The sequence below is a fragment of the Vibrio sp. YQ_11 genome, from assembly GCF_043103065.1.
Taxonomy (GTDB): domain Bacteria; phylum Pseudomonadota; class Gammaproteobacteria; order Enterobacterales; family Vibrionaceae; genus Vibrio; species Vibrio parahaemolyticus.
This window is the reverse complement of the sequence record NZ_JBICJM010000048.1, coordinates 73,236-84,998: the sequence shown is the minus strand read 5'-3', so window position 1 is coordinate 84,998 and position 11,763 is coordinate 73,236. Positions and strand designations below refer to the sequence as shown.

At 38.4% G+C, this 11,763-nt stretch carries 10 protein-coding genes and 1 riboswitch; of the genes, 6 read left to right on the top strand and 4 right to left on the bottom strand.

Annotation, left to right across the window (positions count from 1 at the left end; translation table 11 throughout):
* Window positions 1–733 precede the first annotated feature (733 nt).
* On the top strand, window positions 734–1,099 hold the full coding sequence (locus ACF8EG_RS18860) for a VOC family protein (RefSeq protein ID WP_020840697.1): 366 nt from the start codon (window positions 734–736) through the stop codon (window positions 1,097–1,099).
* A 101-nt stretch (window positions 1,100–1,200) separates the two neighbouring features.
* Window positions 1,201–1,584 carry a hypothetical protein gene (locus ACF8EG_RS18855; RefSeq protein ID WP_069506923.1) on the top strand — a complete coding sequence of 128 codons (384 nt, stop codon included), beginning with the start codon at window positions 1,201–1,203 and terminating at the stop codon, window positions 1,582–1,584.
* Window positions 1,585–1,665: 81 nt separating this feature from the next.
* On the opposite strand, the gene ACF8EG_RS18850 is transcribed toward ACF8EG_RS18855, so the two are convergent.
* A complete protein-coding gene (locus tag ACF8EG_RS18850; protein ID WP_005464478.1) occupies window positions 1,666–2,400 on the bottom strand; it encodes a hypothetical protein in 735 nt (244 codons plus the stop codon).
* Window positions 2,401–2,431: 31 nt separating this feature from the next.
* Window positions 2,432–2,590: a hypothetical protein gene (locus ACF8EG_RS18845; protein WP_005477734.1), complete on the bottom strand. Its 159-nt coding sequence runs from the start codon at window positions 2,588–2,590 to the stop codon at window positions 2,432–2,434.
* A gap of 528 nt (window positions 2,591–3,118) precedes the next feature.
* Window positions 3,119–3,220, top strand: a riboswitch (glycine riboswitch).
* A gap of 117 nt (window positions 3,221–3,337) precedes the next feature.
* Between ACF8EG_RS18845 and ACF8EG_RS18840 the strand changes: the two genes are divergently transcribed.
* A complete protein-coding gene (locus tag ACF8EG_RS18840) occupies window positions 3,338–4,714 on the top strand; it encodes a sodium:alanine symporter family protein (protein WP_005464704.1) in 1,377 nt (458 codons plus the stop codon).
* A gap of 108 nt (window positions 4,715–4,822) precedes the next feature.
* Here the strand turns inward: ACF8EG_RS18840 and ACF8EG_RS18835 are convergent, their stop codons facing one another.
* Entirely contained in the window at window positions 4,823–5,389 is a 567-nt protein-coding gene (locus tag ACF8EG_RS18835; RefSeq protein WP_005464525.1) for a hypothetical protein, read from the bottom strand.
* On the bottom strand, window positions 5,390–6,025 hold the full coding sequence (locus ACF8EG_RS18830) for a LysE family translocator (protein ID WP_069507017.1): 636 nt from the start codon (window positions 6,023–6,025) through the stop codon (window positions 5,390–5,392).
* A gap of 221 nt (window positions 6,026–6,246) precedes the next feature.
* Here ACF8EG_RS18830 and ACF8EG_RS18825 point away from each other — a divergent pair, with 221 nt between their 5' ends.
* The 3 genes from ACF8EG_RS18825 to ACF8EG_RS18815 all read left to right on the top strand — a co-directional run bounded on the left by ACF8EG_RS18825 (window position 6,247) and on the right by ACF8EG_RS18815 (window position 11,657).
* Window positions 6,247–7,779 carry a carboxypeptidase M32 gene (locus ACF8EG_RS18825; protein WP_206926055.1) on the top strand — a complete coding sequence of 511 codons (1,533 nt, stop codon included), beginning with the start codon at window positions 6,247–6,249 and terminating at the stop codon, window positions 7,777–7,779.
* Between the two features lie 283 nt (window positions 7,780–8,062).
* Window positions 8,063–9,313: a putative phage abortive infection protein gene (locus ACF8EG_RS18820; protein ID WP_083135279.1), complete on the top strand. Its 1,251-nt coding sequence runs from the start codon at window positions 8,063–8,065 to the stop codon at window positions 9,311–9,313.
* Window positions 9,314–9,326: 13 nt separating this feature from the next.
* Window positions 9,327–11,657: a DUF262 domain-containing protein gene (locus tag ACF8EG_RS18815; protein ID WP_083135278.1), complete on the top strand. Its 2,331-nt coding sequence runs from the start codon at window positions 9,327–9,329 to the stop codon at window positions 11,655–11,657.
* Window positions 11,658–11,763: the final 106 nt, after the last annotated feature.

The following is an 11,763-nucleotide window of genomic DNA, read 5'->3' as shown; positions in this document are numbered from 1 at the left end:
AAATTAAATAACTTGAAAATGCCTACAGAAATACCGAGAACAATCCAAAACATACAGCATGGTAAAACGACCAAATCATACCAATTGGCAACCAAAAAGAGAGCCTCGCTAGTGTGACGTCTTCCTGTTCTTCATAGTGAAGACTCCACCATACGAGCGCTACATTGGCGAACAACACTCCCAAAATGATGACATATTCCGCCTCAGAAATACTAATAATCATAAGTACTAACGCCAGCGTTAAGATAAATACAATCTGGTAGAAGATTGCAGGAAGTGAACAAACTAGTCGCCAGTCGCCAAATTACACGGCCAATATCTTGGAGAGTCTCGTAAGTTTTCGCGATAACATAAGCAACTGCCGCTATAAAGTGTTCAATTTCTTAATTTTCTTCACGTTCAGTTTTCACGTCATTTTTTACAGAATATAAACAGTAGAAAGACTCACTCTCTCTGTTTCTATAAGCTCACGCATTATTGCTTTATCCGTGATGTCATTAACAACCAACGTATGATCTTTATTCTTTTCTAATTCTTGCGATGAAAGATTCAAAGAACATGTAAAACAAAATAAAACTGATAATGTTGAACTGATTGATTTAAAAGTTTAATGACACTTCCCTCTATTTCAAGGCAATATTGGTGACTCGATGTATTGAGTCTACTGACAGCACCTGTCATGCTCTTTCGGTAAATTCAGCCTCATCTATTTAACAAAGTTGAGGAATAATCCATGCTGACTATCAATTCATTCGTTCTCTATGTAGAAAACATTCACGTGAGCCAAACATTTTACTCGAGACTGTTTGATTGTGAGGTCACGCTTTTATCTCCTACATTTGCTTCTATGCCACTTTCCCATAGCGTCAAACTTACGCTCAAACAAAGTGACGTGCTTACTCCAGTCAGCATGGTGAAAGGTGGAGGAGCCGAGTTATCGTTGTCTGTAGCAGACGGACATCAACTGGAGCTGGTTTACAACAAGTGGAAAGAGATGGGCGTAGACTTTATTCAGCCACCAATGACCTCGGTGTATGGGTTAAATTTTGTAGCGACCGATCCTGATAAGCATCGCATTCGCGTGTTCATTAGTGAATAAAAATGCGTTAAAAATGCTTTTTACCATTCCCAACTAGACTTCAATAAATTAGACTCAGGGGACACTAATAAGCTGCGTTGTATATAACTAAAGGAATGCCCATGAGCTCAAGTATGATCCTTAGCGAATCCCTAATTGAAAGTGGACGTGATATCCCACTAAAAGAACTGCTTTATGCAAAGCGCGTGTTAGACAACTACATGGCGGTAGCAAAAGACACAAGCCCGCTTGAGCTATTAACAGAAATGAAAGCTGCAGCTAAACAAGTAAAATACTTCACTACAAATAACAATCCGTGTGAAGCGCGCAATGTCATTAGCAGTATGATTGATGAGATCGACAGTGCAGAAACGTTTGCTGCTTTCAAAACTCTCGCAGGAAAGCCATCTCAAGCTTTGAACGAATTAATTGAAGATCGTGCTCAACTCATTAGGTATGAACGAGAACTTTTGCTTGCATCAGGTTATGATGCCTCTCGTATCTAACGAGTTTTAGCTTAACATAGGTAAAAGGAAAGGAGCTCAGTGAGCTCCTTTTTATATGAACAATCGAGTGTATTGTTGAGCTTATAAACCCATATCCGATGTAATTTCTTTGATCTGTTTGAGATCCATTTTATAGACTTCAATTAGTTGATCAATTTGGCTAAGTCGAGAATTTGCTTCATCGTGCTTATCGCAAGCATCGGATTTTACATCCCACGACTTCCCTTCTAAGAACACATCACATTCTTTCTTCAGCTTGTCGATTTTCGGCAGTAGCTTCTCACGCTCTTTCTCTAACGCTTCTAGATCTTGCGAGATTTTGAGTTCTTTCTGGAATACTTCACGAGAGCGTTCAAACATGGTTGCTTGCATATCCGCTTGGCGAGTAAGCTTTTCATTCTCTGTCTTGCTCGAGCTCAACTTGTCATTCTGTTGCTTCACTTGAGATTCCAACGACAAGTTAACCTTCTCGACCTCGGTAAGCTGAGCTTGTAATTTTTTCAGCGCTTTCTGATGTGCGGCGTCCTTTTCTGCGAGCAGTGCATCCACTTTCTCTTGGATTTCTTTGTCTAGCGACTCTTCACGAGTTTTAACTTGAGAAACTAACGCGGTTTTATCTTGCGCAAGCGCTTGATATTTATCTTCTAAAACTTGGTAAGTAGATTCCCATTTATTCGCCGTCAAAACAGAGCCAGCCAAGCCCCCAAATGCCAAGCCTAGTACCGCTGCAATTGCGATATATATGTGTGTGCGTTTGTCACGTTCCTCAATGACAACCACTTCATCTTGTTCTTCAATATTTTTTTGAGAAGTCACCGTATATTACTCCAAGGACTCTTCTATCTTGCTAGCGAATCAGTTCCGCAATCACAATGGATGCGGTATAAATCAGGAATGCGCCAATCAATGTTATGACGGTCGCTTTTTGGACTTTTTCATTGGTTCGATAACGGAATAGCACAAACGCTACAACTATCAATACCGCAATGGCTAACAATCTGGTCATACAGCCTCCTTGTCCAATCGTGTAAAACTGACTAACTCACAAGACAGTTTCACAAAAGTTTATTGTAACTCATTTCTACGTTACGCAAGGTCAACTTAGCGTAGATTTCCATCCGCGTGCGCTAGATTGGATCAATTTTGTGCTCTTAATTGAATAACTTACCTAAGGCCCACTGGCGATGCATTACCAAAGATTATGTTTGTAAGTGAGAATATTACCAATAGAAATAGTATCAATTCCCTACTCTACTCAACAAACCTATATCCAGTACGCCATAAAAATACCTTTTGTTCAAAAATGTGTTGAAAATAAATCGTCCAAGGGTGTTGAAATGGTCAAGAAACATGATAGAGTTCACACGTTAATGGTGACCAGCATCATTAACTAACCTTTACTCATTTGATTGAGTAAATGTTCCGATGAAGACTGCAGGAGAGTGGTTATTAACCAAACTTTAACATTTGGTTAGATTAACTCGCCGAAGAATTAACTATTTCAGGTGCTACCTTGGTAGCGGGGACTGTAGTTGGAGGAACCTCTGGAGAGAACCGTTAAATCGGTCGCCGAAGGAGCAAGTCCTGCACATGCGTGCGGGGTGAAACTCTCAGGCAAAAGGACAGAGGAGTGGAAAGTTACAACCTAACTATTTGGCGTTCCCGCCTTCTTTAAATAGCTTAGTTCTATTAGAGATCCTTGATCTCGTCCTTTCCCTCTTCTCCTTATTAGTTGTTTTATTAAGGGGAAATCATGAACGACCTACAATCTTTACTACAAACCATTGATAACTTTGTCTGGGGTCCACCACTGCTTATTTTGCTTGTGGGAACCGGTGTTTACTTCACTTTTAGCTTAGGCTTGATCCAGTTTAAACACCTACCAACCGCGTTAGCGATGGTATTCAGTAAAGATAAGTCATCTGATAAACAGGGTGACGTTTCTAGCTTCGCAGCACTTTGTACTGCACTTTCTGCAACTATCGGTACTGGTAACATTGTCGGCGTTGCAACCGCAATCAAACTTGGTGGCCCTGGCGCCCTATTCTGGATGTGGCTTGCTGCCCTATTCGGAATGGCGACGAAATACGCTGAGTGTCTGCTTGCTGTTAAATACCGACGCGTTGACGACAATGGCCAAATGATTGGTGGCCCAATGTACTACCTACAATATGGTGTTGGCTCTAAAGCACTAGCCATCATGTTTGCGGTATTCTCACTTGGGGTTGCTTGTTTTGGTATCGGTACGTTCCCGCAAGTAAATGCAATTCTTGATGCAAGTGAAATCTCTCTAGGTGTAAACCGTGAGCTTGCAGCTTTCATCCTGACGCTTTTGGTTGCATTTGTAACTCTAGGTGGCATCAAATCTATCGCAAGTGTCGCAGGTAAAGTGGTTCCAGCAATGGCGCTGTTTTATGTGTTGGCGTGTCTTAGCGTGATCATCATGAACGCAGATCAACTACTAAATGCTGTTGAACTTGTGTTGGTATCTGCTTTCACGTCTACCGCAGCAACGGGCGGTTTCCTAGGTGCTAGCATCATGTTGGCAATCCAATCTGGTATTGCGCGTGGTGTATTCTCCAACGAATCGGGTTTGGGTAGCGCGCCAATGGCCGCAGCAGCAGCGAAAACAGACTCTTGTGTTAAACAAGGTTTGATTTCGATGACAGGTACCTTCTTCGATACTATCATCATTTGTACCATGACAGGTCTAGCCCTGATCCTAACTGGCGCTTGGCAAAGTGACTTGTCAGGTGCCGCGATGACAACACATGCCTTTGCTGTTGGTCTCAACGCAGAAACATTTGGCCCAATGCTGGTGTCTATCGGTCTGATGTTCTTTGCGTTTACAACGATCCTTGGTTGGAACTACTACGGTGAGCGTTGTGTGGTGTTCCTAATGGGCACAAAAGCGGTTCTGCCTTACAAGATTATCTTCCTTGCTCTAGTGGCTTCAGGCGCGTTCCTGCATCTAGACATGATTTGGATTCTGGCAGATATCGTAAACGGTTTGATGGCGATCCCTAACCTTATTGGTTTGATTGCGCTTCGTCATGTTGTACTAGCAGAAACTAAACTGTTCTTTAACCCTTCAGTTCAATCTGATGATCTTGATGCGGTAAAAGCATAGCTCTACAAAGAACCGTTAAGCCTGCACTTAAACGAGTTAGAAACCTTAAAACACAAAGCCCGCTCATGTTTAGCGGGCTTTATTTTTATCTAGATTCAGATGACAGCGTTAATCACGTAACCACTGATGTTCAACCTTCTCTCCACGCTGTTCAAAAAACTTAGCGTTTTGCTGTTTGAACTGATCAACTTTAATATCCGCGATTGGCCAATGGGCAAAATCTTCCGTAATGAAAGACTCATCAACGCCAAATTCTAGCGAATCTAAATGCTTACCTATGTAACGGTAAAAATAACTCTGTCCGACGCTATCACACACCATTGGCACATGCGCCATTCGCTGACGATTCACTGATACTGATGCCCAAGTTGTGGTGTTCGGTTTGCAAGTTTTCTCCTGCACAACATCGATTTCAAACTTGTTATCTAACGTCGTAGATACAAAAACGACGATCGCATCGTCAAGGTAAACTCGTCTTAACAAGAGCTGTTTGGTGTCGTGCGTTCGGGCCTTTTGGATACCATTGGAAAACGGCTCAAAGTGCGCCCAGTGCCACCCCCACTCCATCCCCCGAGGTGAAAACTTGATTTGTGGTAAAGTCATCCAAGCAACAGCACTCGCAAACCCCAACAAAAACAGCGTCAGCATTAAAGCAAGTCGGTATAAATTGCGCATTTAAAGTGGTTCTTCAATCAGTAACTTAATTCCTAGCGCAACAAGCACAGCACCTGTTACTCCTTCCATCCATTTCATAAAGCTGGCATTTTTGAGCAAGTTCTTTGCTGAGTTTAAAGCCCCTGCCAAGCCACATTGCCAAACCATTGCGATAACAAAATGGATAGCGGCCATCGTCATAGATTGCAACAATGGTGAGCCTTCCGGATTAACGAATTGCGGTAAAAATGCCAAGTAAAACACGGCCGTTTTTGGGTTTAGTACATTTGAGAGAAAGCCCTCTCTAAACGAACGTTTTCCACTGTATACCTGCTGAATTTGTTCAGCGACAGTAACGCCTCCGCCCGATGCCATTAGTGCTTTCAAACTGCTGATACCAAGCCAAATGAGGTACGCGGCACCAATCATTTTAACGATTTGGAATAGCTCTGCGGATTGTGCAAGGATGGCAGAAATGCCCACGGCAGAGAAAAACGCATGTACAAACAAGCCAAAACAAATGCCTAAACTTGTTGTACACCCATCTTTTAAGCCCGAACGACTTGTATTACGAAGAACTAATGCGGTATCCAGCCCCGGCGTCAGCGTTAAAATCGTGATAGCGATAAGAAAAGCTTCAAAATTTAGTATGTCCATATTGTTGTGATAATTAATGGGTAATGCGTCATCAATACCGCCAATCAACTCGATTCGCAAGCTTCTTTTTTAAGAGCGCTATACAACCGGATGAATTTGTGGACAATGAGACGTCATTAAATGTTAATTATTAGTAAATTAACTTCAGTTGCTTAGCGCGACTTGAAGTGAAGGACCCTTTTCGGGTGTTTAGGGAAAGAACAAAAATAAGAGTAGTCACAATGAATGCATTTACAAAACTCGTCGAACATTCAAAAAAAGTCGCCAACTTTGGCCATTTATTAGCAATTGTAGGCTGGGATCAAGCTGCTGTTATGCCATCAGGCGGTGCTGAAGCACGCTCCAACGCAATGGCTGAACTTGAAGTACACATCCACTCGCTCATGACTCAGCCGCATCTTGAGGATCTATTTGCACAAGCAGAAGAAGAAACCCTCGCCACGCAAGAGCGAGCCATGTTACGTGAAATGAAACGCGAATGGCAGCTTGCAAACCTTCTTCCAGAATCATTAGTTCAAGCAAGTTCTCTTGCCGGTTCGAAGTGTGAGCACGCTTGGCGCACACAGCGTGCTAATAATGACTGGACCGGTTTTGAGAAGAACTGGGCAGAAGTTGTAAAGCTATCCCAAGAAGAGGCTCAAATTCGTGCAGACGCAAATGGCACAACGCCATACGATGCGATGCTGAATGTTTACGAGCCAGGCACGACGTCAGCTTCGTTAGATACACTGTTTTCTGACGTCAAAACATGGTTGCCTTCTTTAATTGACGAAGCAATTGAAAAGCAAAAATCAAACAACATTCTGCTTCCTAACGGCCATTACCCTGCTGAAAAACAAAAAGCACTGGGCTTGCAAGTGATGAAGCTGCTCCAGTTCGATTTCGAGCATGGTCGACTCGATGAGAGTGTCCACCCATTCTGTGGCGGCGTTCCTACCGATGTGCGTATCACGACTCGTTACGACGAGAGTGAGTTTATGCAATCATTAATGGGAATCGTGCACGAAACTGGCCACGCTCGTTATGAACAAGGCTTACCTAAGGAATTGGCTGGCACACCAGCGGGTGAAGCGCGATCGATGGGCATTCATGAATCACAATCTCTATTCTTCGAGATGCAAATTGGCCGCAACAACGCCTTTATCGATCATCTTGCTCGCTTGGCTTCAAATCATTTCTCTGGCAACGAGTTCGCGAAGGACAATCTAGCGAAGATATACACGCGAGTAGAAAAAGGCTTCATCCGAGTTGATGCAGATGAACTGACCTACCCTGCGCACGTTATCCTTCGCTACGAAATTGAACGAGATCTCATGAACGGTGTGATTAAACACACTGACGTCCCTGAATTGTGGAACGAGAAAATGAAAGCGTATCTGGGTCTATCTACAGAGGGCAACTTCAAAAATGGTTGTATGCAAGACATCCATTGGACTGAGAGAAAATGTACAGTGCATAACTACAAAAATGGGTGCTTACAAGACATTCACTGGACTCAAGGTGCATTTGGATACTTCCCGAGCTATACACTAGGCGCTATGTACGCAGCTCAGTTTATGGCTGCTATGAAGAAGACAGTTGATGTGGACGGAGCTATAAGATCTGGCAATCTGTCTCCAATTTTCAACTGGTTATCGGCCAACATTTGGAGTAAAGGCAGCTTGCTGACCACTGACGAGCTAGTTAAACAAGCTACTGGTGAGACATTGAATTCTGCTTACTTTAAAGAGCACTTGATTTCAAGATACTTGTAAACTTAACTAGGCAGGTCAAGATAGTAATAACAACTACAAGCCTGCCATTTATAGCGATAGGTGACATCAAAATGAGAGATACTCTTTGTACCAAAGACGCTCGAATGTAAATGACCTAAAAATTTCATCATCGTCACCCACCCACTTTCTTATAATTCAAAGTGAATTGATTGACATGTATAATCAAACATCCAAAATCTCACAGGATTTCTTGTAGTTCGGATAAATGCATGTCAGTATTATCTGCACAATTAGTACCAGTATTGATCTATAAGGCATAATAGTGAGTTTTTTTGTATCAGAGCGGTTCTCTAAAGTCCTAATTTTTTTAGGCGTATTTCTACTGATTGTATTTCTCTTATCCTTTTCTTATAAATCTATATTGTTCAACTTTGATGTTCCAATTAAAACAGACGTTTTCGGACAATTTGGAGATATTGTAGGGGGTGTTATTGGTTCTTTATGGGCTTTAGCTGGAGTTATACTTTTCTACGCGGGACTAACCGAACAGCGTAAAGATATCCAAACTAACCAAAATGCACTTGAAAAACAAATTTCTGCTTTAAATTACCAAAAAGAAGAAATGGAACTGCAGCGAAAAGAATATGCAATGGCTCGAAAAGTATTCGAGGAACAAAGGGAAGCCTTAAAAGAACAAGCAAAAACATCTAGAGTTCAGCAATTTGAGTCAAACTTTTATTCATTACTTGATATTTACATAGGGATTCGTAAAGATATCGCCAGCCAAAGCGGAAGTTTTATATCTAAAGTTAACAAGGAACTTTCCTCTTTAGATATACATAACACAGAAGCAAAAGATAAAATAAAATTAATAAACAATAAATATCAAGAAATATATTACAAAAATAAAGACAACATTTCCCATTATCTTAAGACTATTTATCGAATTTATAAAACTATTGATGAACAAGAAGATTTAAACATCAAAAAGAAATATTTCTATTCAAAAATAGTTCGTTCTCAATTTACTGAAGAAGAGTTATTTTTAATATACTATAACGCTCATTCTTCTTATGGTGTTAATTTTAGGCCTCTAATTTTAAAATACAACATTTTAAAACATTTAATGCCAATTTCAAAAGTTGAATTCAAGTTTATTTTAGATGAAGACAACTCAGTGAATATGAAAAGACATTCTATTACATCTTGGTTAGATAGTTTTTTAAGTTCCAACTGGCATTATATGTATGATCTAGAAATAGAAAATCCAAGTTACTCATCTGAGTTATCTATAGATAGTATAGGTAAAATTATGATTCAGATGGAATTAGATACAGATGAAAATATAATAATTAAGATTACCAATAGCTCACTTGACATTGAAACTAAATTGTGCTTAGAAAAAGGAAAGATGTTAAAATTCATAGAAAATTATTTTTATGACAGACTAATAAACAGTCATTTTGAAGAATTATCAACTAATGATCACATTGACATTGTAGAGACAAACGATTCTATATTAGCTAAAATTAGCATTGAAAAAAATATCAACTTTGTAAAAGATTTTGTTTAATAAGGCATCATACATGGAAAACGAATTTAACAGGTTATTTAAAAACAATCTAAAAATTAACACTCGAACTATATCTGTGAAAACCTTATTAAGTGAGCGAAATCTATCAAGAATAAATTATAAACCTTATTATCAAAGAAATTATGTTTGGGATGCAAAAAAAGCTACATTTTTCATAGAAAGTATTCTTTTAGGTACCGATATCCCACCACTTATTTTTTTCAAATCAGGTAAAAACATTGAAGTAATTGATGGCAGACAAAGATTTGAAACGCTAAAAAGATTCAAAGAATCAAGTTTTAAGCTTACAACTCATGGGTTAATGGAATTAAAAGTTCTTCAAGATGAAAACTTCAACACTCTTAATCCAGAAATTAAAGACGCTTTCTTAAACACTAAAGTTAGATTATTTGAATTTGAAGTAGTTAATGAGCCTAGGTTATCTCTAGAATTAGAAGACAAAATCAAAAAGGAAATATTTAGAAGATATAACACAGGTATAACTCCTATTAACTCAATGGAATTAGATAATGCTAAGTACGATGAAGACTCTTTAACGACTGTGATAAAAGAGTACCTAGAATCGAACAAAGATACTGTAGTAGATATAATTAACTGCTTCTTTAGTAATAAGAAAAGAAAATCGGATGTAACTTCTTCATCAATTGCAGATTTTTTGCGTAGATATATAACGTTATCTCACTTTCCAATATATTCATATGCTGGCAGTGGTAGTAGAACAGACATAAGAGAACTACTTTATGAATTTATTACTGACAATATCGAAGATAACGAGATATATTTTAATAATTTCATTTCATCAGTAAAAGACGTAATATATATCCATAAAAAGATATCGCTTATTGAAGACTTAGATAATAAACTTATTTATGAGTGTATGCTTTGGGCTTTTGAAATAATGAAAAGCGAAGGAGTCGAGTATATCATTGACGATAATATATTCCCAAGCTTGATTGAACACTATAAAAACAACCTGCACCTATACTCTTTAGATGGTGCTCACTATTATGGCAGCATAGTAAAACGATTTGAAGATACTAGCTCATTTTTTGGTAAAAAATACAACTTTGACTTTGGTATATATATTAAAAAAGATGGCTTTAGCTCTCAGATTAAAGAGATGAAACAAACTGAAGAAGATGGATTAAAAAGAATTAATGTTTTAGATAAACTTAGAGTATTAAAGCCGGAACCGTCATCAGAGCCAATTGAGGAAGTAGTATCTGATCTAAACACTAACAAATATATGTTAAGGCCATCTTACCAAAGACAAGAAAGAATTAGTATAGCTAAAGCATCTTCCATTATAGAAAGCATTCTTCTTGGTATTTATCTACCTCCAATATTTATCTATAAAAATAAAGATGGTGTAAAAGAAGTAATTGATGGTCAACAACGCTTACTTTCAATTCTTGCTTTTATGGGCAAACAATACTTAAATGAAAAAGGTCAAGAAGATTACTCAAAAAATAATAATTTTTCTTTGAAAGGATTAAAAATACTGACTGACCTTAATGGTTCTAAATTTAGTGCTCTACCAGAAAATTTATCCGAAAAAATATATGACTTCGATCTAAACATCATTGAAATAGATTATAAGCTAAACAACGCGTTTAAACCCGTAGATTTGTTTATCAGACTAAATAACAAGCCATATCCTATCAAAGAAAATTCTTTTGAGATGTGGAACTCTACTGTTAGTCTGGATGTTATTCAGAAAATAAAAGATATAACTGAAGCCAACATTGATTGGTTTTATTTGAGAGTTGTAAAAAAAGATCGAGTCAACGACCGTATGGAAAACGAAGAAATGATTACTGTTTTATCGTACCTTGATCATTTGGAATCAACTAACTCACCGATTAAAGGCGTAGAGTTTTATCTTAAGCAAGATAGATTAAATAGTCGGATAACGAACAAATCAGGAATATCAAACTTTTTAAATAGCTTAGATTCTAATCCAGCGAAGAAAAATGAGTTTGTCGACAGCATCAATAATACTAAAACTTTTATAGATAAAATAAATTTATTGCTCGGAGATTCTAACGACAAGCTTTCAGAATTAAATGACATGTTCAATGTTAAAAACATCACTGCTTTTAAGCGCTCCCTTCAAGATATATATTTACTTTGGATGGTAATACATAAAATAGATATCAAAACAATAGAAAAATCCAGATTGGAAATAAAAAGTGATTGTGTTGATTTATTAAAGAGCATGAAGAATACAGAATCCAAGGAAATAAATGAACAATATATGTTACAATTTATAAAACAAGTTGATATTGTCATCGAAAAGTACTCTAAACCAACTAATCGCTAGTTTATATTAACTAGGCCTGTATATACACAGGTCTAGCTATCAACTTTTTATCTGCTTAGAACTCTATGAATTGTGGCTCTACTCGTGTGGTATTCTCTCGCCATCG

What these genes read in the sequence shown, in the direction of transcription:
- ACF8EG_RS18860 (WP_020840697.1), top strand. Translation starts at nt 734, where the DNA reads ATGCTGACTATCAATTCATTCGTTCTCTATGTAGAAAACATTCACGTG.
- ACF8EG_RS18855 (WP_069506923.1), top strand. Translation starts at nt 1,201, where the DNA reads ATGAGCTCAAGTATGATCCTTAGCGAATCCCTAATTGAAAGTGGACGT.
- ACF8EG_RS18845 (WP_005477734.1), bottom strand. Translation starts at nt 2,590, where the DNA reads ATGACCAGATTGTTAGCCATTGCGGTATTGATAGTTGTAGCGTTTGTG.
- ACF8EG_RS18840 (WP_005464704.1), top strand. Translation starts at nt 3,338, where the DNA reads ATGAACGACCTACAATCTTTACTACAAACCATTGATAACTTTGTCTGG.
- ACF8EG_RS18835 (WP_005464525.1), bottom strand. Translation starts at nt 5,389, where the DNA reads ATGCGCAATTTATACCGACTTGCTTTAATGCTGACGCTGTTTTTGTTG.
- ACF8EG_RS18830 (WP_069507017.1), bottom strand. Translation starts at nt 6,025, where the DNA reads ATGGACATACTAAATTTTGAAGCTTTTCTTATCGCTATCACGATTTTA.
- ACF8EG_RS18825 (WP_206926055.1), top strand. Translation starts at nt 6,247, where the DNA reads ATGAATGCATTTACAAAACTCGTCGAACATTCAAAAAAAGTCGCCAAC.
- ACF8EG_RS18815 (WP_083135278.1), top strand. Translation starts at nt 9,327, where the DNA reads ATGGAAAACGAATTTAACAGGTTATTTAAAAACAATCTAAAAATTAAC.